Origin of the sequence: Pseudomonas pergaminensis (genome assembly GCF_024112395.2) — a bacterium.
GTDB classification, from domain to species: Bacteria; Pseudomonadota; Gammaproteobacteria; order Pseudomonadales; family Pseudomonadaceae; genus Aquipseudomonas; species Aquipseudomonas pergaminensis.
Map to the genome: position 1 here is coordinate 3,763,614 of NZ_CP078013.2, position 19,013 is coordinate 3,782,626.

Sequence of the window (19,013 nt, forward strand, 5' to 3'; positions counted from 1 at the left end):
CTCAGTCCTCCGTCCTGTCGGTATGACGGGGTGCTATCCGCATACCCTGTTGGTCCAGCATGATTTCGGCCCGGCTCCGTTGCCCAGGGACCACGGGCACCACCAGCCGCCATTGCACGTGGGGCAAGTCGCGATAGGCCGCGAGCACGCCGACATACCGGCTGTGTGGCCCGACACTGAGCTTGAGCGCCGTCTGCTGACCCGGACGCAGCTCCAGTTCCTCGCTGGCGACCCAATCCTTGGGCAGTGTCTGCTCGGCCCGGCCATAGAGGCTGAAGAAGTCGGCGTGTTCAAAGGCCACGGGGTGGCGCAACTCAAGCAGGTGCACCACCACTGGCGATGGACGACCATGAAGGTCGGGGTTGACGTCGTCGCTGGACGTCAACGTCAGGTCCAGTTTGGTCAGGGTCGACAAAGGCGAAAGCGTGCTGCACCCAGCCAACAGGCCAAGCACCAGCAGCATTGAGCTGGCAGTGACTCGATACATGAACATCATCCTGGGTACCCGGAATGCAGCGTGGAGACCAGGCGCACCTGCTCCTCGTAGGCCTTGGAAAACTCAGTGCGTAATAATTGCTCGCCCAGGGACGTGTCTTCAGCCAGCCGTCGATAGTGGCGTTGATAGGCTCGCCAGTGCACGCCATCGGTGTGGAACCGCGAGGGCTTGCCTTCGCGCTCGAAACACAGCAACAGATGCCCTGGCGCAAAAGCCGCCAACGCGCTCCTTACGGTGGCTCGACAGGCGACGACCAGGGCCAGTTGATGAACCTGCAGGTCTCGACACACCTGGGCAACGGCCTGCTCGGCCGACAGTTGGCCCGGCTCGCCAGTCCCCAACAGCGACGACACGACAGCCTGGGTGTCGGCACAGTCGTTCAACGGGTTGCGGGTATGACGCACCGGGACCACCAACGCGCCCTGGATCTCACTGTTCAGCTCATCACGGGTGCGAAGGCATTGCTGTAACCCTTCGAGGGTTTGCCTGAACAGTCCCGCGACCTTGATCGCCAGGGCTTCGCGCCCCGATGTATCGAGGGTGTCGACCTGGATGCCCAACGCCTGCGCAAACTGCGACCAGAATGCGTCCGGGCTGGCAGGTGCAGCCATTGCCGGGAGAGGCGCAGTCACTTGTTCGTCCGGCTCAGCCCACCTTGGCAATACCAAGTGGTCACGGTCCACGGGCCCCTGGCACAGCGAGGGTGGCATCGCCTGTGCGGAGGCGTCCAAGGTGTCCGGCAACGCTGACGCATCGCCACGAAACGGCTCGCGATCCAACTCATGAACAGGGTCAAGTCCCAGAAATGCATCGTCTGGAATCACGTCATCCCTGGCCAAGGACTGCCGGGCAGGCTCCAGCAGGCGGGCACGAATTTCCAGGGTTCCCAATTGGTACACATCCCCCGCACTGATCAACCGTGCCTGCCCCTTGCACAGCCGCTCCATGCTGCCTGACACGCCGATGCCGTTGCTGCTGATATCCGTCAGGAAGTACTGGCCCTCGCGAAAGCTGACCAGGCCGTGGTGACTGGAAATCAGGCGATTGGCGTCAGGGATAATCCAGTCGCACCCCGCCCCACGACCGATTACGCCGCCGACGCCGTCAAACGTCTTGCGAGCCGGCGGCAAATCGCTGGTGGTCCTACAGACTTCGAATACTAATTGCATGGCTGTGCTCCCCTGCTAACTGGCCACGACGCATCGCCTCGGGGTCACCCAACGGACGGTAGTCGGCATCATCAAAGACATAATTGGCGTTGCAGCCACTCAACAAACACAACACAAGCACAACGGCTTGCCACCGATGAAAAGGCATCAGGTTTCTCCCATGAAATTAAGCCGCCCATACGTTTCCCACTCAGCACTCCTCACGGGCATCTCCAACCGGGATCTTCAAACGCGCCAGACGGTAGAGCAGCGTGCGCCGTGCGACGCCCAGTTCACGAGCCGCACGGGTACGATTGCCACGGTTCTTGTGCAGGCAATCGATCAGGAATACCCGCTCGACCCGCTCCAGGCGTTGGCGTAACGTCGCATCGACGGGTGCATTGGCAGGGGGCGCAGACAAGGGCAAATGCGCCGGCAGGATCACACCGTCGTCACAGAGCAGCACCGCGCGCTCAACCAGGCATTTGAGTTCACGGACATTGCCGGGGAACGCATGGCTCGAGAGCTGATCAAGGGCAGCGTTGGACCACATCACCGGCTCACGCCCAAGCGCAGTAGAAGCCTGTTGCGCGAATTCACGGGCCAACAGCAACACATCGCCTTCGCGTTCACGCAAGGGCGGCAGCTCGATGGGAAATTGCGCCAGCCGGTAGTAAAGGTCTTCGCGAAAACTGCCTTGGGCGACCATCGCGGCGAGGTCTCGGTGAGTCGCGGCGATGATGCGCACATCGACCTTATGCGCCGTAGTCGCGCCCAATGGGCGAACTTCGCCTTCTTGCAGGACCCGCAATAACTTGGCCTGCAGTGACAGCGGCATATCACCGATTTCGTCCAGCAGCAGCGTGCCGCCGTGAGCCGTGTCGAACAGCCCGGTGTGGTTGCGCTCCGCCCCTGTGAATGCGCCCTTGCGATAACCGAACAGCTCACTCTCCAGCAGCCCTTCGGGAAACGCCGCGCAGTTTTGCACCACGAATGCCTTGCGGCTGCGCGGGCCGGCAGCGTGGATCGCGCGCGCCACCACCTCCTTGCCGGTGCCGGTTTCGCCGCGCAACAACACGGTATAGGGCGCATGCAGAACCTTGCCGATCAGCCGATACGTTTCGTCCATGGCGGTGCTGCTGCCGATCAAACCCAGCGCCGCACGGGGTGGTGGCGTACTGTCACACGTTTGAGTCAAACGGCCTTCGGAACACGTGCGACGCTGCAACGCCAATTGAATCAGGGCAAAGCTGCCCAGTTGGCTCAAGGCGTCGCTGCACTCCTGCAAATGTTGCGGACGCTGGCTGGCACACAGCAACACGCCGATGATGGCCTTGTCTCGATTGAACAACGGGACGCATAACAACGCTCGCCAAGGTGACGCCAGCGCAGGCAGGAAGCCGCATTCGTATACGCCACCGCTGAGATCTTCCAGGCTGAAGGCGGCGCGGTGGCTGAGCACATGGTTCAACACTTGTTCATGCTGAAAATCCTGGGTGCAGGCGGGATCGACGGCGGGCTGCGCACCGGGCAAATGCTGGGCAATCAGTGCAAGCTGGCCGGTGGACTCATTGCGCCCGTACAACTGGCTGAGTTCACACTGGCTCAGTTGCGCCGCCGCCGCGACACACAGGCCGGGCAACGTGGTTTCTTCGCCGTCGATGCCCAGGCGAATGAACCAGGCGAGCAGCTGGTCGGCGTTGGCCTGGGGCTGGGCGATCGGGGTAAATGCGGTATCCCTCATTGGCTGAACTCACAAAAGGGATAGCCCTCACTGTCCACGCGAGCATGCACCCGTGACAGCGTTTCGCCCTGGGCCATGGCTTCCAGCAATCGGTCCACCACCTGCGGCAACAGATGGCGCTCAATCCATTGGTCAATGTAACGGGCACCGCTGTCAGCGTGGGTGCACCGCTCGGCCATGTGTGCGACCAGTTCCGGCGTATAGCTGAAGGCAAGCTTGCGCAGGTGCAAACGTTGTTCCAGGCTTTCGAGCTTGAGCCTTGCCAGGTCATGCAGGATTTCGTCCGAGATCGGGTAATACGGCACCACGTGCATCCGAGCCAGCAACGCAGGCTTGAAGTGGTCGCGCAGCAGCGGGCGAATCGCCTCTTGCAGTACCTGCACATCTGGCCGCTGGCCGTCTGCGCATAATTGGCCGATGCACTCACTGCCCAGGTTGGATGTCATCAGGATCAGGGTGTTGCGAAAGTCGATCTCCCGGCCCTCCCCGTCATTGGCCAGGCCCTTGTCGAAAATCTGATAGAACAGGTTCAACACTTCCGGATCGGCCTTCTCGACCTCATCGAGCAGCACCACCGAATACGGGCGTTGGCGTACGGCCTCCGTCAGCCTGCCGCCCTCGCCGAAACCGACATAACCGGGTGGCGCGCCAATCAACCGCGACAGCGAATGTTTTTCCTGGAATTCGGACATGTTGAGCGTGGTGACAAAACGCTCACCGCCGTACAGCAAGTCGCCAAGCGCCAGCGCAGTCTCGGTCTTGCCCACCCCACTCGGGCCTGCCAGCAGGAAGACACCCACCGGTGCGTCGGCCTTATTGAGCCCCGCAGCGACGGCCCGCTGGTTGCGGTCCAAGGCCTGTATCGCTTGCTCCTGGCCACGAATGCGCGAACGCAACGCATCGGCAAAGCCCAGCACCCGTGCACTGTGCTCGAATGCCAGTTGCTCAACCGGGATACCGGTCCAGGCACTGATAACCTGGGCCACCAGGCGCGGGCACACCTGCGGCGCCAATGCCTGCTGTTCCCGCCAGCCTTGCTCCAGGTGTTGACGCTCGTCGTCCGCAGCGTTCATGCGCAGGCTTAACGCGTGCAAGACCTGTTCATCCACACTGAGCCCGGCATCCCGGTCGCGAGTCAATGCCTGCTGTTGCCGCGCGCCTTCGGCCAGCTCCGCGTTCAGGTGCCGCAGTGCTTCGGGCGGCGTCTCCCGACGGATACGCAAACGAGCGCAGGCGGTGTCGAGCACATCCACCGCTTTGTCGGGTAACTGCCGCCCGGCCAGGTAGCGGGCACTCATCTGCGCCGCCGCGACGACAGCATCGTCGCGTACGTAAACACCGTGGCTGCGCTCATACACCGGGACCAACCCGCGCAGGATTGAAATCGCCTGGTCGACACTCGGCTCCCCAACCCGCACAGGTTGAAAACGCCGCGCCAACGCCGGATCTTTCTCGACGTATTTCTTGTATTCCGTCCAGGTGGTCGCAGCGATGGTGCGCAGCTCACCACGGGCCAGGGCCGGCTTGAGCAGATTGGCCGCATCGGACGCACCGGCCTGGGCGCCCGCCCCCACCAGCGTGTGCGCCTCGTCAATGAACAGGATCACAGGTTTTGCCGAGGCGTTGACCTCGTCGATCACACCTTTGAGGCGCCGCTCGAACTCGCCCTTGATACTCGCCCCGGCCTGGAGCAGCCCCATGTCCAGGGTCAACACCCGCACGTCCTTGAGCGCGCCCGGCACCTGTGCGGCGGCGACACGCAGCGCGAGGCCTTCGACAACGGCCGTCTTGCCCACACCGGCTTCACCGACAAGGATCGGATTGTTCTTGCGCCGACGCATGAGTATGTCAATCAACTGACCGATCTCGGCGTCACGGCACAACACCGGGTCGATGTGACCTTCGCGAGCCTGGCGTGTCAGGTCATGGGTGAAGCGCCCCAGCAAGGACTCACTGCTCGGCGCAGGCGCCGTTTGGGGCGCCTGGCTCAATGCAAACCCGAGCACACGCGTCGCATCCAAACGGTTTAACACCCGCTGATAAGCGCTGCCTGCGTGTTGCAGCGGGTGACGCAACAGCGCCAGCAGCAACGCTGCGTGATTGACGTCAGTCTGCCGCAGCTCCAGATGGGCAACCATCAAGGCCTGTTGCAACCATTGCACGAGCGCCGGGGCAAACACAGGATTGCGCGACGCGCTCGCCTCGCCTTTAGGTTGCAGCGCTGCGTGCAAGTCGCCGGTTTCGATGCCTGCATCCCCCAAGGCACGCATCAACAGGCCGTCGTGCTGTTCCAGCAGGGTCAGCAACAGGTCCTCTACAAGCACTTCCCTGCCGCCGCGCGTGACGCACCGTTCGGCTGCGCGCTCCAGGTCTCGACGGGTCGGGAAGGTCAATGTCTGGATAAGTTGTTGCAGGTCCACATTCATCATAATGATTCATCCCTAGTGAGCGGTGCTCGGCACAATGACCACACCGTCGGCGCATTCATGCGCCAGCCAACTGGTCCAGCCGAGCCGGCATACGTTGTTTTCACCCAAGTGCAGCGGCCTGATTTCAGCCTTGGCCAGTACGAGACGCAGGTCATATTCCAAGGGGTCACGCACCGTCAGCCGCACCAATGAGCACAGCAGCGGGTAGTCAGCACCGGTAGGCAGAAACCCATGGAACTGCTGCCAGCCCAGGCCTTGCAGATGCACCCTGAACTTGCCGCTTCGATCCGCGACCCGGCTCCCCAGCACTTGGTCGTGGCCAAGCATGCTGTTCGCAGCACCGAGGCGATTTCGCTGTGACGCAGCGATGACAACCCTGCGCTGGACCCACTGCTCGATGAACAAGCGGTTGTGTTTGAAGTAGTAACGCAGCACCGTCTCGATCAAGGCGGCCGAATGCGCGCGCAGGCTGAGCAGCCCCAGGTAGGGCAGTAGCCGTGTGCAGTTCAATGGCGCAGCACTGCGAATCTGCTGCCCTCTCAACCCGACCAATGCAAACATCTGCTCGGAAAAAGCATCCCTGGCGTCTGCCTGGAAACACGTCCGATAGCGATACTTGCGCCAGATCGGCAGCATCAGCCGTTGCAGACGGTGGTGAAACATGTCAAGGAAGTCGCGGGTCGCCCGGCCTGGCGCTCCGTCGGCACAGGCCTGCTCGGCATAAAACGCCGGCAAGGGCGACCCCGCGCCACATAGGCCCAACACGTTCAGGCGCAAACGCGCACGCAATTGATCGTGCTCAATGAAAAACTCCACTCGATCAATATCGTGTCCCGGAAAACCCAGGCCCGGGTTGGCTTGAAACTCCAACAGGTCGTACAGCGCGTCGTCATCCAGCAGCGGATGGGTATCCCGCAGGCGCTTGATAACCTGCAAAACCGCCTGGAACAGCGTGTATTCGCGAATGCTTCGGCACAGTTGCGTCAAAGCAGGGGTTGCAGCCCCATCCGTGGTGGCCATAGGTACACGTCTCCTTGTGTGCTGGTGACTCTGAGTTCGTGAAAGGCGTTGAGGCTGGCGTAAAGCGCAAAGAATTCGTTGAGCACCGACGCAAACAAAAACACTTCGCCCTGCCCCAGAAAGCCCTGTGGATCGATGACCAAGTCGATGCGCACGCCGCGAAACGGCACACCACGGTGCAGCCGATCAACAGCTGCGTGACTGACCGATCGCATCGCGCCCAACCGCCTTGCGCTGACCTTTTGGGCTTGCCGATCGTGGTAGCGCGGCACGTCGTAGGTTTCGAGGACCACCCGCAAGGCATTGATGTCACTCAATGACAGGTAGTTGAGCGACATGTTGCTGATCAGTCGCCATAGAAAGTCCTGGTCCAGGGGTGCGGAGAAGCTGGCAGTCGGTGCGCAGATATTGCGGAACGACAAACCCTCGGGCATCTGTTCGCCAGGCTGGTTGATGTCGCCTACCTGCAGCAGGCTCGGCAGGTTGTGATTGGTGCACGTCATTTCGATCGACAGTGTTTGCTGGTACAGCACCAGCCCGCTGCCGAACCCGAGCCAGGTATCGAGTCCGGCATGCTGTGCCGAAGGCCGTTGGCGAATGCTGTAGCTTGGAGCCCCTCCAGACGGGTGGGTATCGCCGTGATGCTCGAAGGACTCGAACGGGACGTAGGCCTGGTACCCAAGCCCTCCAGGCTGCCAACCGGTGACGCGGTCTACAGAAAAGACACACGCATTCTCCCGTGAGTATTCGCCAGGAATCAGCAGGTACTCATCCTGCTTGCCATCCAGGCGAATCGGCACTGCGTCATGCTTGAACAGGTTGACGATGGGTGTGCAGTACAGCTTCACGTTTTCCAGGGTAGGCTTCTGGGACTCACGCCACGGGCAGCGCAATTCAAAACGCAACACCACCCCCCTCACCTGCTTGAGCAACTCGCCAGGCAATCGATGCAGTACGTCCAAGCCTCCCACGTCGACAAACTGGTATTTGTCGGGAAAGGCGAAGTACTCCTGCAGGTGTCGATACCCGCGAAAGGTATTCTGCGGATACGGGATCAAGGCTTGCTCCTCACTGAACCCCACAGGCTGCACCTGATCGGCACCCAGCCGGAATGACAGCACCTGCCCGTCCGCCCCAGTCACTGGCAGGCCATCGTCACCAAAAGGCAGTACCTCGATGCCTCCAAGTTGACGCAACAGGCTCAGGTACAGCGCCTGGCTGATATAGCGATCTCCCGCCAGATGCAGGCGCAGCTGATCAAAGGTCCACTCGCTGAAATTACCTTCGGCGCTCATGCCCAGGCGCAGGCTCAATACCGCCCGCTCGCCCTGAGCAATGTGCTCCAGCGCATTCAGTTGCAGCGGCAGGACCTGTGTGTCGTAGCAGGTACGAAAACGGCAGCGTTCTTCATTGACCGACGTGCTTTCAACCGTTGTGTCCCGCGCGACCCACACACCTGGGCCTGAGTGTTTGAGTGGATCAAACTGCAGGATGCTGAACGCAGGGACCGGGCGCATGTAGTTGGGCCAGAGCAAATGCATCAACGAATGCGTCAGCTCTGGAAGCTCGTCATCCAGCTTCTGGCGCAAGCGACCGGTGAGAAACGCAAAGCCCTCCAGCAAACGCTCGACATCCGGGTCCTGGCCAGACTCGGCAAGAAAGGGCGCGAGCGCCGGGTTGCGTTCGCTGAACCGTCGCCCGAGCTGCCGCAAGGCACTCAGCTCGCTTTGGTAATAACGGTTAAACGACATCCGGCAATACCTCGACCCGGCCGCCGTCACTCAGGCGCGCGGTGAACACCACGGGCTGCCGGGCCCCCTTGACCACCAGCGTCGCCTCAATAGCGAACGCCAGGGCCAAAGGGTCATGATCCCGGGGCAATGACCTGACCCGCACGTCCTTCAAACGCGGCTCGTAAGCCCGGATAAATCGCTCGATCAACAGGCGCGACTGACTCAACGATTCATGCAGGCTCTGGTTCATGTCATTGAGGTCGGGCAAGCCGTAGTCCGGCAATGTCTGCGCACTGCCCGCACGGATGCTAAGCATTTTCCCCAGATGGATGGCGACAGAGGTCACGCCAGAGTCGGGGTTGGCTGCCGGGCGTTCGAGTCGCTCGAAAAGGCTTCGGTGGTAGGTCATTCCCTGGGCTCTGCTCATTCTTTATCGAGCTTGCCAACCAGGGACAGCGTGAAGTCAGCCCCCATGTATTTGAAATGCGGTCGCACGCTCAGGTTGACGCGGTACCAGCCGGGCTCGCCTTCGACGTCACTGACCACAATGCGGGCTGCGCGCAGGGGCCGTCGCCCACGGACTTCGGCACTGGGGTTTTCCTGGTCGGCGACGTACTGGCGAATCCATTTATTGAGCTCCAACTCCAGATCGGTGCGCTCCTTCCACGAACCCAGTTGTTCACGCTGAAGCACCTTGAGGTAGTGGGCCAGGCGATTGACCACCATCATGTAGGGCAACTGCGTACCCAGGCGGTAATTCAGCTCGGCTTCCTTACCTTCGGGACTGATACCGAAATATTTCGGTTTTTGTACCGAGCTGGCCGAGAAGAACGCCGCATTGTCACTGCCCTTGCGCATCGTCAAGGCGATGAAGCCCTCTTGCGCCAGCTCGTACTCACGGCGGTCAGAAACCAGTACTTCGGTCGGGATCTTGGTTTCGATCTCCCCCATGCTCTGGAAGTGATGCAACGGCAAGTCTTCCACCGCCCCACCGCTTTGCGGGCCGATGATATTCGGGCACCAGCGGAACCGCGCGAAACTGTCGGTCAAGCGCGTGGCAAACGCATAGGCCGTATTGCCCCACAGGTAGTGCTCGTGGCTGTTGACCACGTTTTCCTGGTAGGCGAAGGTCTTCACCGGACATTCAAGGGGATCATAGGGCGTACGAAGCAAGAAACGCGGCACCGTCAGCCCGATGTAGCGTGCGTCTTCGCTCTGGCGAAAACTTTGCCACTTGGCAAATTGCGGGCCTTCGAAATGGTCCTTCAGATCCTTGAGGTCCGGCAGGCCGGTGAAGCTTTCCAACCCGAAGAACGCCGGCCCCGCAGCGGCAATAAACGGCGCATGTGCCATGCAGGCCACGCTGGACGCGTACTGCATCAGCTTCACGTCAGGCGCACTGGGGGACAGGAAGTAATTGGCGATGATCGCGCCGACGGGCTGGCCACCAAACTGGCCGTATTCAGCGCTGTAGATGTGTTTGTACAACCCGGACTGGGTCACTTCCGGTGAGTCTTCGAAGTCGTCCAGCAAGTCTTGGCGCGAGACGTTCAGCAGCTCAATCTTGATGTTTTCGCGGAAGTTGGTGCGGTCAACCAACAACTGCAGCCCCTTCCAGGACGCTTCCAGGGCCTGGAAGTCCGGGTGGTGCAGGATCTCGTCCATCTGCAGGCTCAGTTTCGCATCGATCTCGGCGATCATCCGGTCGACCAGGCGCTTTTTGACCGGCTCGCCCTGATTCTGCGGTTTGATCAATTCTTCGATAAATGCCGAGACGCCTCTCTTGGCAATGCCATACGCCTCGTCGTCCACGTTCAGCAGGGTCTGGGCAACGATAGTGTCGAGAATGCTGTGGTGTTCAGCGGTTTGTGCCGGCAGCGAGTGTTGTTGTGTGGTCATGCGGTCAGTGTCCTTTTACTGAAGAATGTCAGGCGACAGGAGTGTCCAGCCCCAGCTCCGCCAGGACCCTGGCGCGGGAATCGTCATCTGCCAGGGCCTGTTCGATTGCCTTGCGAAAGCTCGGCGTGTTGCCCAAGGGCCCTTTGAGCGCCATCAGTGCTTCGCGCAGGGCCATCAGCTTGTGCAACTCGGGAACCTGCTCAACCAGGTTCGCCGGATTGAAATCCTTCATGGAATTAATGCGCAGCTGAATCGCCAGTTCCTCAACGTCTGCCTCTTCCTGCAGACGGTTGGGCACGTTCAGCGTGAGGCTCAATGCCTGCTTGGCCAGCACGTCATCGAGGGTGTTCTTGTCGATCGCGATGGGCTTGCGGTCTTCAAGCTTGCGGGCATCCTCACGCTGGGTGAAATCCCCCAGCACCAACAGCTTCAACGGCAGCTCAACGTCTTCCTGCGCCCCGCCGGTGGCGGGTTTGAAGGTGATGTTGATGCGTTCCTTGGGGGCTACCGAACCTTCTTTGGCCATGGTGTCTTTCCTTTTTCAAGTGGCTCGAAAGCCTATTCAAGTACCGCTTCCAGATCGAAGAGGCACAGCCTGCGATGGGTGTCTTCCTTGCGCTCGCACACGGCGTGGTCTTGCGGCAGGAGGTCGCAGCAGCGGTACAGAAGCTGCATCACGTGAAGCGCCAGCTCCGGCTCCCAACGCTCCAGGCCGGTACGTTGCAGTTCGAGGTCCAGGTGTTCGAGCTGGATCTTCGCCAGCTCATGCTTGCCCGCGTTGATGCACAGGCGCGCCTGGGCCAACCGCCAATAAAAGCGTGCGCGATCACTGTGCGCGGCTTGCATGCCGGGCTTGAGAGCTTGAATAGCAGCCTTGAGCCCGTCTTTTCGAAGGCGAGGCGTGGCAGCCTGCAAGGCGAGCTCCCAGGGTTCGGTTTCGGCATCCACAACCACCGCGGGCGACTCAGGGTTTTGCAGGTGACGCGTCACCTGCAGCGTGATCCACTCGCGAGTGGCGGCGTCGGCAAACGGTACGCCGTCGTGAAAGCAAAACGCTGGCAAGTCCGGCAGGCGTTGCAACAACAGTGCAAACGTCACTTCCAGTTCGGTCTTGGCCTGCTCGGCTTGCAACGCGTCAAGGCATTGCCAGAGCAGGTGCAGCCCATCGAACCAGAACATCGCACCCGCCAGGCTGGCCTCAAGTTCAAGCACCAGGTCGGCGTGATGCCCCTGGGTGAAAAGCGCCTGGTACCGCTTGAGCTTGTCTGGGGCGGGCCCACGCAGAGCAGTGACACGTTCGTTGCTGGCGTCCGGGTAGCGGGTGAGTGCCAGCCACATCAATGTTCGATTCAGGCGCAATGCGCGTAGATCAGTGGCGTTCTGACGCAACCACCATGCACACAATGGACGGGCCTGTTCCTGTAACGCGCGCAGTAACCGATGGGCGTCTTTTTCGCTGTCCACCACGGCCTCGGGCTTGAGCAGTTGGCTGGTGGCTTGCTTGACGTGGGCAATGACGCCGCTCAACCCTGGCGTAGGGGAATCGCCCTGCGCAGCACGCTCCAGGCGCTGGGCCAATTGCCTGCGAATCGGCAACAGCAACGGCGCGTCATCTCCCAGGTGCTCGGCCCACACCTCATCAAGACGCACCAAGTGCTCATGCACGGCGTGAAACAACGGCAGCTGGTTCTGGAGTGCCAGGCCTTGGGTAAACAGGGGTTCAAGGCGCAGGACCAACCATCCGAAGGCCGCCCCTCGGGTACGCAGTTTTTCGGGATAGACCTGCGGCCAATGATGGTCGCAGAGGTAGCGCAGCAACCCGAGCCCGGCCAGCAACCCCGGGTAGGACTCACGCTGGTGCAATGCCCAGGTGAGCCACACCGCCACCCTCAGGTCCTTGGACTGCTGGCGCAACACCCACTCGCCGGTCTCCAGCACTTTGTGCCAGTCAGGCTGACCGTTGCCATGCATCGATTGCGCCTTGGCCAGCTCAGATTCCAGAACTTCATACTCACTCGAAAACCGCACGTCTTCGCCAGCAAAACGTGTTTGCATGCAAGGCGACCGTGCAAGTTCAAGGTAATGATCATAAAGGTTGTCTGAATAAGACATGCGGCATCCTGCGCAACTAACGAAACAAGCAGAGGCAACTACCCCCTGTAAACTTCGCTGGCTTTCCTGCGAAGCTCACGAACCTTAGTCATGCCTAAAACATTCAGCAAGCAATGGAGCGTTACTTAATCTTTTTCCTACAAGACCCTTAATTTATCGAGTGCGCAGCATTTTGCGCACCCGCTCCTACTACTCCTGTGAAAATTCGTTTATTTACAACACCAATAACATGAGCAAATAAATGCGCACTAACGCGCACCCTTTCACCTATAAATTCTAGCTTTATTGCCGCAACTAACTAACCATCACCCTCCCAACAACATTACACCCCTTATTTCATTGACCGGAACACTTTCAGGCACGCTTCTTGTTATAGGCAACTTACCCAGCCGACAAACGCTTCGGTTGGAACTACCTCATCAATCAGACAAGGAACTCCGTCATGCCAACACCCGCGTATCTCTCCGTTACCGGTGTAAAACAAGGTTTGATCACGGCAGGCACGTTTACCCAGGACTCGGTAGGCAACATTTACCAGGAAGGCCATGAGGACCAGATCCTGGTCCAGGGCTTCTCCCACCAGGTGATCATTCCGCGCGACCCACAATCGGGCCAGCCAACCGGCCAGAGGGTCCACAAGCCCTTGATGATCAGCAAAGTCTTCGATAAGTCCTCACCTTTGCTGTTCAGCGCATTGACCAGCGGCGAAGAGGTCAAGTGCCGGCTGGAATGGCTGCGCACTTCGTCAGCCGGCACCCAGGAGCACTACTTCACCATCGAACTGGAGGGTGCAACCATCGTGGACATCCAGTCACGCATGCCCAACTGTCAGGACCCGGACAACGCCCATTTCACCCACCTGGAGGATGTGTACTTCACTTATCGCAAGATCGTGTGGACCCATGAAGTGTCCGGCACTTCCGGGTCGGATGACTGGCGCAGCCCGGTAGCGGGTTAAACCGGGCCTCCCCAGGTGCGGCGCCAAGGACGGCGCCGCGCCTGACAGGCGACTAGACCATCGCTAGCGGGTGCTTGCGCTGGGGTGCGCCAAACACGCGATCAATGGCGTCGAGGTCGTGCTCATCCAGCACCAGCTTGGCGGCGGCAGCGTTGAGTCGCACATGCTCGGGGGTGACGGCCTTCGGGATTGCGATGACGCCGTCCTGGCGCAGCACCCAGGCCAGGGAAACCTGGGCGGGTGTGACCTCGTGACGGCGGGCGATCTGCTTGAGGGTCGGGCTGGACAACAGTTCGCCGCCCTGGGCGATTGGGCAGTACGCCATCAAGGGCAAGTGGTGCTGTTGCCACCAGGGCAGCAGGTCGAACTCGATGCCGCGCTCTTCGATGTTGTAGAGCACCTGGTTGGTGGCGCAGGCCGGGGATGCAAGTTCCTGCAGGTCGGCGACATCGAAATTGGAGACGCCCCAACGTCCGATCTTGCCGGCCTCGCGCAGGCGCTCGAAGGCTTCGACGGTTTCTTCCAAGGGGTACTGGCCGCGCCAGTGCAGCAGGTACAGATCGATGTAGTCCGTGCCCAGGCGTTGGAGACTGGCTTCACAGGCACGAGGCACACCTTTGTGGCTGGCGTTGTGCGGGTAGACCTTGCTCACCAGGAACACTTGGTCGCGGCGCCCACGAATGGCTTCGCCGACCACCGTTTCGGCACCGCCCTCACCGTACATTTCGGCCGTATCGATCAGGGTCATGCCCTCGTCGATGCCCAGTTGCAACGCCGCGACTTCAGCGCGGTGCTGGTCGGGGTTTTCGCCCATGCGCCAGGTTCCCTGGCCGATGACAGGGACGGGAACGCCCGCCAGATCAATGGTACGCATGACAACCTCCTGATGAGTTCGCGGATTAACAGTGTGGCATTGGCCGGACAAAAGGGTTCAATCGAAGTATGGTTAGCCTCTGCCAAGTCGCCAGGAAGAACCTGCAATGCTGTTTGTCGTCATGCTCGGGGGTAAGCACTCACGGGCGAAAATTGAAGTTCACGATGTGGTGTTTGCGGTGGCGGACACGCTGGAAGCGGCCTACCCGCAACTGCGCGCCGACTGGTTCGGCAGCCCAAAAGGCGTGCATATCGATTCGTGGATGGCGGTGGATGGCGTCGACGGCTGGAAAGTCGACATCAGCCCTCTGGCACCTGCCGCCGGCGCCCATCACCTGTACTTCATCAACCTTGGCGGTTACGAGGCCAACAGCTTTGGCGAAGCCCACCACTACCTGCTGGTGGTGGCGCGCAACAAACAGGAGGCCATGAGCAAGGGCAAGCAACAGATGCTGCGCCATTGGTCCCAGCCCCACACCGATGGCGTGCTGGATATCGACGACTGCCTGCCCATCGACCTGGTGGATGGTCGCTATGTCCACCTGGTGCAGGGCCCGCACCGACCGATCATCCAGCAGAACGACTATATCGTCCTGACCTGAACCCTACCCGAACGGGGTATGGCGCCTGCCCGCCACCTGCCTGACAGTGCAATCAGTCCCTCGGCCTGACAACACGCACAACTCAAGGTGGGTCCCCATGCGTAAAGCCCTTATCGCCCTGTTCAGCGTCGTATCGCTTGCTTGCTCCACCTTGAGCCGGGCCGCCGACGACCCAGGCAACACCTTGCGCATCTACAACTGGGCAGACTACATCGGCGACACCACCCTGGCCGACTTCGAGAAGGCCACGGGGATCAAGGTGATCTATGACACCTACGATTCCTACGAAACCGTACAGGGCAAACTGCTGTCCGGGCGCTCCGGCTATGACCTGGCCCTGCTCAACGCCTCCCTGGTGCCGCTGCTGATCAAGGGCAACGTCTTCCAACCCCTGGATAAGGCGCAGTTGCCAGACTGGCAAAACCTCGACCCCCTGGTGCTCAAAAGCCTGGAGGCCCACGACCCCGGCGTCACCTATTCCGCGCCCTACACCTGGGGCAGCAATGGCGTGACCTACAACGTCGACATGATCAAGGCGCGCATGCCGGACGCGCCCATCGGCTCCCTGGCGATGATCTTCGACCCAAAGGTGATCTCCCGTTTTGCCGATTGCGGCATCACCTTCATGGACTCGCCCACCGACATGATTCCCCTGGCCCTGACCTACCTCGGCCTGGACCCCAACAGCGTCGCCCCCAAGGACTTGAAGGCCGCCCAGGACGTGCTGATGGCCGTGCGGCCCTACATTCGCAAATTCGACTCCAGTGGGTTCATCAATGGCCTGGCCAATGGCGACCTGTGCCTGGCCACCACCTGGTCGGGCGACTACGCCACGTCCCAGGCTCGCGCGACGGAGGCCGGGGCCAAGATCAAGCTGGATTACTTCATCCCCAAGGAGGGTTCGTTGATCTGGTTCGATAACTTCTACATTCCGGCCGATGCGCCCCATGTCGCCAATGCCCACAGGTTTATCGAATTCCTCCTGCAACCCCGGACCATGGCGGGCGTCAGCAACACCATCCATTACGCCAACAGCAACCTGGCATCCAAACCGCTGGTCAACGCCGATGTCCGCGACAACCCCGCGATCTACCCGGACCCAGTGACGATGCAGCGGCTGTTCACCCAGAAAAGCCAGCCACCGGCCGCCGTGCGCCTGATCACCCGTACCTGGAATGCCGTCAAGACCGGCAAGTGACCCCCAGCCATTGAAGGTAAATGCCATGACCCTGCCAAATCCTGCTTTCTTCGCCCAGTTCGACCACGACGCGCTGGACACTGCCGACAAAGCCCACTACATGCACGGTTTCCATATGTTCGACGAACACCGTGAACAGGGTTCGTTGAACATCGCCATGGGCGATGGCGCCTACATCTACGACACCCACGGTAACCGCTACTTGGACGCTGTCGGCGGCATGTGGTGTACGAATATCGGCCTGGGCCGTGAAGAAATGGCCGAGGCGATCGCCAACCAGGTGCGCCAACTGGCGTACTCCAACCCCTTCTGCGACATGGCCAACGTCACCGCCATCGAACTCTGTGCCAAGCTCGCCAGCCTGGCACCTGGCGATCTGGACCACGTGTTCCTCACCACGGGCGGCTCAACGGCGGTCGATACGGCTTACCGCCTGGTGCAGTTCTATCAGAACAGTCGCGGCAAGCCGACCAAGAAGCACATCATCTCGCGCTTCAGTGCCTACCACGGCAGCACGTTCCTGACGATGTCCATCGGCAACAAGGCCGCCGACCGCGCGCCGGAATTCGATTTCATGAGCGATTTGTTCCACCACATTTCCTGCCCCAACTACTACCGGGCGCCAGAGGGGATGAGCGAGGCGGACTTCCTCGATTTCCTGGTGAACGAGTTCGAAGACAAGGTGCTCACCCTCGGCGCGGAAAACGTGGCGGCGTTTTTTGCAGAGCCGATCATGGGGTCGGGCGGCGTGATCATCCCGCCCAAGGGCTACCACCGGCGCATGTGGGAAATCTGCCAGCGCCACGACGTACTGTATGTCGCTGATGAAGTGGTGACGTCGTTCGGGCGTCTCGGTGCGTTCTTTGCCTCCGAAGAGGTGTTTGGCATGCAGCCCGATATCATCACCACCGCCAAGGGCCTGACTTCCGGCTACCTGCCCCTGGGGGCGTGCATTTTCTCGGACCGCATCTGGCAAGTCATCGGCGAACCGGGCAAGGGTCGCTGCTTCACCCACGGGTTTACTTACAGCGGCCATCCGGTGAGCTGCGTGGCGGCGCTTAAAAATATCGAGATCATCGAACGGGAGCACCTGCTGGCGCATGTCGAGGATGTCGGCGTGTACCTGGAACAGCGCCTCAAAACCCTGGCCGACCTGCCACTGGTGGGCGATATCCGCTGCCAGCGCTTGATGGCCTGCATCGAGTTCGTCGCCGACAAACGCACCAAGGCGCTGCTGCCGGACGCCGTCAACATCGGCGAGAAAATCCACCTGCGCGCCCAGGCCAAGGGTTTGCTGGTGCGCCCCATCGGGCATCTGAACGTGATGTCACCGCCCTTGATCATCACCCACGCCCAGGTCGATGAAGTGGTGGAAACCTTGCGCGAATGCATCCTCGACACAGCGGCAGAGCTGCGCGAGAGAGGCGAGTACCAGGGCCGATGACCGCCAGCGCCGAGCCTGTCTCGGCGTGGTGGCCTGGGCACAGGCAGCCGGGTAGACTGGCCGTCATGACGACCGCCAGCCTTGCCCCCACCCTGCAGCAACTGGAAGCCTGGCACCACGCCCTGGGCCAGGCGCTTATTCATGTGGACGAGGCGTCGTTCCTCGAACACCTGGCCACAGCCCTCTGCACCCTCACCCCCATCGAATCGATGATGATCAGCCTGGAACGCCAGGGCCTGCCTCCGCACCTGCTGTACCAACAGGGCATTCCCCGGGCCTACCAGGATGAAATCATCCACCGCTACTTTTCCCGTGGCTACTTGCTCGACCCCTTCTGCCTCGCGGTGGACAAGGGCCTTGCCGAAGGTTTCTACCCCCTGGCCGAGATTGCCCCGGACGACTTCTTCAACAGCGAGTACTACAAGACCTACTACTTGCGCAGCGGCGGTGCCCAAGAGAGCTACTACATTGTCGACCTCTGCCCCCAGAGCAAGATTTCGCTGTGCATGTTCCAGGGCCTGAGCGCCGGCCAGTTCACCGGGCAACAGTTGGCCGTGCAGAAGGCCACCCAGGCCATGGTCCGCGAATTGCTGCGGCGTTTCGGTACCACGGGCGGCCTGGCCAAGGTAATCAGCGACGACGCCTTCACCCAGACCCAGGCGCATCAGCAGATAGAAGCGGCGTTCATGGGGTTCGGCAGCGGCGTGCTCACGGTGCGTGAGCGGGAAATCGCGCACTTGATCCTGCGCGGGCATTCGGTGAAATCCACCGCCCAGGTCCTGGGTATTTCACCGGAAACCGTGCGCATGCACCGCAAGAACCTGTACACCAAACTGGTGATCAGTTCCCAGGCCGAGCTGTTTGCGCTGTTTATCGAATGGCTGACCCGCAGCGGCGCCATGGCCCGCGCCTGAGCCACTCGAGTCATCCGGCGGAACTTTGCCAGGAAATAACCGACTGAATCCGGTAGGCTCACCTTTTTTATTCAAGGAGTTACTTCCCATGGCCAAAGCCACCGCCCGTCACATCCTCGTTTCCACTGAAGACAAGTGCAACGAACTCAAGGCCCAAATCGAAGGCGGCGCCGATTTCGCAGAAGTCGCCAAAGCCAACTCCAGCTGCCCATCCAGCCGCCAAGGCGGTGACCTGGGTTCGTTCGGTCCAGGCCAGATGGTCAAGGAATTCGACACCGTCGTGTTCAGCGCCCCGGTCAACACCGTGCAAGGCCCGGTGAAAACCCAGTTCGGCTACCACCTGCTGGAAGTCACCAGCCGCCAGAACTGATCCAATCTGTGCTGATGCTATAAACAACGGCCCGCCTTTTGGTGGGCCGTTGTGCATGTGATGACTGGCGACG

The 19,013-nt window shown here is 60.8% G+C and carries 18 protein-coding genes; 6 read left to right on the forward strand and 12 right to left on the reverse strand.

Annotation, left to right across the window (positions count from 1 at the left end):
* Nucleotide 1: 1 nt before the first annotated feature.
* From tssJ to tssA, 11 genes are read right to left on the reverse strand one after another with little or no spacing between them, the layout of a single operon-like run.
* Nucleotides 2-487, reverse strand: coding sequence for a type VI secretion system lipoprotein TssJ (gene tssJ, locus KUA23_RS16915; protein ID WP_214496848.1), 486 nt, complete (start codon nt 485-487; stop codon nt 2-4).
* 5 nt (nt 488-492) lie between these two features.
* Entirely contained in the window at nt 493-1,665 is a 1,173-nt protein-coding gene (tagH, locus tag KUA23_RS16920; RefSeq protein WP_252992470.1) for a type VI secretion system-associated FHA domain protein TagH, read from the reverse strand.
* Nucleotides 1,640-1,813 carry a type VI secretion protein gene (locus tag KUA23_RS16925; RefSeq protein ID WP_252992471.1) on the reverse strand — a complete coding sequence of 58 codons (174 nt, stop codon included), beginning with the start codon at nt 1,811-1,813 and terminating at the stop codon, nt 1,640-1,642. The genes tagH and KUA23_RS16925 overlap by 26 nt, the downstream gene beginning before the upstream one ends.
* Before the next feature lie 42 nt (nt 1,814-1,855).
* Entirely contained in the window at nt 1,856-3,388 is a 1,533-nt protein-coding gene (locus tag KUA23_RS16930; protein ID WP_252992472.1) for a sigma-54 interaction domain-containing protein, read from the reverse strand.
* Nucleotides 3,385-5,817, reverse strand: a complete 2,433-nt coding sequence (locus tag KUA23_RS16935; protein WP_252992473.1) for an AAA family ATPase — start codon at nt 5,815-5,817, stop codon at nt 3,385-3,387. Before KUA23_RS16935 ends, KUA23_RS16930 begins: the two co-directional genes overlap by 4 nt.
* Before the next feature lie 12 nt (nt 5,818-5,829).
* On the reverse strand, nt 5,830-6,837 hold the full coding sequence (gene tssG / locus KUA23_RS16940) for a type VI secretion system baseplate subunit TssG (protein ID WP_252992474.1): 1,008 nt from the start codon (nt 6,835-6,837) through the stop codon (nt 5,830-5,832).
* Entirely contained in the window at nt 6,801-8,588 is a 1,788-nt protein-coding gene (gene tssF, locus KUA23_RS16945) for a type VI secretion system baseplate subunit TssF (protein ID WP_252992475.1), read from the reverse strand. The genes tssG and tssF overlap by 37 nt, the downstream gene beginning before the upstream one ends.
* The gene (gene tssE / locus KUA23_RS16950) at nt 8,578-8,979 is read right to left on the reverse strand and encodes a type VI secretion system baseplate subunit TssE (RefSeq protein ID WP_214496842.1); all 402 of its coding nucleotides are present in this window, start codon (nt 8,977-8,979) and stop codon (nt 8,578-8,580) included. Before tssE ends, tssF begins: the two co-directional genes overlap by 11 nt.
* 14 nt (nt 8,980-8,993) lie before the next feature.
* Nucleotides 8,994-10,469, reverse strand: coding sequence for a type VI secretion system contractile sheath large subunit (gene tssC / locus KUA23_RS16955; RefSeq protein ID WP_078048790.1), 1,476 nt, complete (start codon nt 10,467-10,469; stop codon nt 8,994-8,996).
* 28 nt (nt 10,470-10,497) lie between these two features.
* Nucleotides 10,498-10,995, reverse strand: coding sequence for a type VI secretion system contractile sheath small subunit (gene tssB / locus KUA23_RS16960; RefSeq protein WP_078048791.1), 498 nt, complete (start codon nt 10,993-10,995; stop codon nt 10,498-10,500).
* A 32-nt stretch (nt 10,996-11,027) separates the two neighbouring features.
* Complete coding sequence (tssA, locus tag KUA23_RS16965) at nt 11,028-12,581, reverse strand: type VI secretion system protein TssA (RefSeq protein WP_252992476.1); 1,554 nt, start codon at nt 12,579-12,581, stop codon at nt 11,028-11,030.
* Between the two features lie 442 nt (nt 12,582-13,023).
* Here tssA and KUA23_RS16970 point away from each other — a divergent pair, with 442 nt between their 5' ends.
* A complete protein-coding gene (locus KUA23_RS16970; RefSeq protein WP_078048793.1) occupies nt 13,024-13,539 on the forward strand; it encodes an Hcp family type VI secretion system effector in 516 nt (171 codons plus the stop codon).
* Between the two features lie 52 nt (nt 13,540-13,591).
* On the opposite strand, the gene KUA23_RS16975 is transcribed toward KUA23_RS16970, so the two are convergent.
* Complete coding sequence (locus tag KUA23_RS16975; RefSeq protein WP_078048794.1) at nt 13,592-14,413, reverse strand: aldo/keto reductase; 822 nt, start codon at nt 14,411-14,413, stop codon at nt 13,592-13,594.
* Between the two features lie 106 nt (nt 14,414-14,519).
* On the opposite strand from KUA23_RS16975, the gene KUA23_RS16980 reads away from it, so the two are divergent.
* The 5 genes from KUA23_RS16980 to KUA23_RS17000 all read left to right on the forward strand — a co-directional run bounded on the left by KUA23_RS16980 (nt 14,520) and on the right by KUA23_RS17000 (nt 18,940).
* Nucleotides 14,520-15,014 carry a DUF1543 domain-containing protein gene (locus KUA23_RS16980; protein ID WP_252992477.1) on the forward strand — a complete coding sequence of 165 codons (495 nt, stop codon included), beginning with the start codon at nt 14,520-14,522 and terminating at the stop codon, nt 15,012-15,014.
* Between the two features lie 97 nt (nt 15,015-15,111).
* Nucleotides 15,112-16,212: a polyamine ABC transporter substrate-binding protein gene (locus KUA23_RS16985; RefSeq protein ID WP_078048796.1), complete on the forward strand. Its 1,101-nt coding sequence runs from the start codon at nt 15,112-15,114 to the stop codon at nt 16,210-16,212.
* A gap of 25 nt (nt 16,213-16,237) precedes the next feature.
* Nucleotides 16,238-17,656, forward strand: coding sequence for an aminotransferase (locus KUA23_RS16990; RefSeq protein WP_252992478.1), 1,419 nt, complete (start codon nt 16,238-16,240; stop codon nt 17,654-17,656).
* A gap of 65 nt (nt 17,657-17,721) precedes the next feature.
* Nucleotides 17,722-18,570 (forward strand): response regulator transcription factor, encoded by an 849-nt coding sequence (locus KUA23_RS16995; RefSeq protein WP_252992479.1) that lies wholly within the window; start codon nt 17,722-17,724, stop codon nt 18,568-18,570.
* Nucleotides 18,571-18,658: 88 nt separating this feature from the next.
* Nucleotides 18,659-18,940: a peptidylprolyl isomerase gene (locus KUA23_RS17000; RefSeq protein WP_252992480.1), complete on the forward strand. Its 282-nt coding sequence runs from the start codon at nt 18,659-18,661 to the stop codon at nt 18,938-18,940.
* The last annotated feature ends 73 nt before the right edge of the window (nt 18,941-19,013 follow it).

Excerpts from the sequence above, each read along its gene's own strand:
- KUA23_RS16970 (WP_078048793.1), top strand. The coding sequence starts at position 13,024 with ATGCCAACACCCGCGTATCTCTCCGTTACCGGTGTAAAACAAGGTTTG.
- KUA23_RS16995 (WP_252992479.1), top strand. The coding sequence starts at position 17,722 with ATGACGACCGCCAGCCTTGCCCCCACCCTGCAGCAACTGGAAGCCTGG.
- tssC (WP_078048790.1), bottom strand. The coding sequence starts at position 10,469 with ATGACCACACAACAACACTCGCTGCCGGCACAAACCGCTGAACACCAC.
- KUA23_RS16990 (WP_252992478.1), top strand. The coding sequence starts at position 16,238 with ATGACCCTGCCAAATCCTGCTTTCTTCGCCCAGTTCGACCACGACGCG.
- KUA23_RS16985 (WP_078048796.1), top strand. The coding sequence starts at position 15,112 with ATGCGTAAAGCCCTTATCGCCCTGTTCAGCGTCGTATCGCTTGCTTGC.
- tssG (WP_252992474.1), bottom strand. The coding sequence starts at position 6,837 with ATGGCCACCACGGATGGGGCTGCAACCCCTGCTTTGACGCAACTGTGC.
- tssE (WP_214496842.1), bottom strand. The coding sequence starts at position 8,979 with ATGACCTACCACCGAAGCCTTTTCGAGCGACTCGAACGCCCGGCAGCC.
- KUA23_RS17000 (WP_252992480.1), top strand. The coding sequence starts at position 18,659 with ATGGCCAAAGCCACCGCCCGTCACATCCTCGTTTCCACTGAAGACAAG.
- KUA23_RS16980 (WP_252992477.1), top strand. The coding sequence starts at position 14,520 with ATGCTGTTTGTCGTCATGCTCGGGGGTAAGCACTCACGGGCGAAAATT.
- tssA (WP_252992476.1), bottom strand. The coding sequence starts at position 12,581 with ATGTCTTATTCAGACAACCTTTATGATCATTACCTTGAACTTGCACGG.
- tssF (WP_252992475.1), bottom strand. The coding sequence starts at position 8,588 with ATGTCGTTTAACCGTTATTACCAAAGCGAGCTGAGTGCCTTGCGGCAG.
- tssJ (WP_214496848.1), bottom strand. The coding sequence starts at position 487 with ATGTATCGAGTCACTGCCAGCTCAATGCTGCTGGTGCTTGGCCTGTTG.
- KUA23_RS16930 (WP_252992472.1), bottom strand. The coding sequence starts at position 3,388 with ATGAGGGATACCGCATTTACCCCGATCGCCCAGCCCCAGGCCAACGCC.
- KUA23_RS16935 (WP_252992473.1), bottom strand. The coding sequence starts at position 5,817 with ATGATGAATGTGGACCTGCAACAACTTATCCAGACATTGACCTTCCCG.
- KUA23_RS16975 (WP_078048794.1), bottom strand. The coding sequence starts at position 14,413 with ATGCGTACCATTGATCTGGCGGGCGTTCCCGTCCCTGTCATCGGCCAG.
- tssB (WP_078048791.1), bottom strand. The coding sequence starts at position 10,995 with ATGGCCAAAGAAGGTTCGGTAGCCCCCAAGGAACGCATCAACATCACC.
- tagH (WP_252992470.1), bottom strand. The coding sequence starts at position 1,665 with ATGCAATTAGTATTCGAAGTCTGTAGGACCACCAGCGATTTGCCGCCG.
- KUA23_RS16925 (WP_252992471.1), bottom strand. The coding sequence starts at position 1,813 with ATGCCTTTTCATCGGTGGCAAGCCGTTGTGCTTGTGTTGTGTTTGTTG.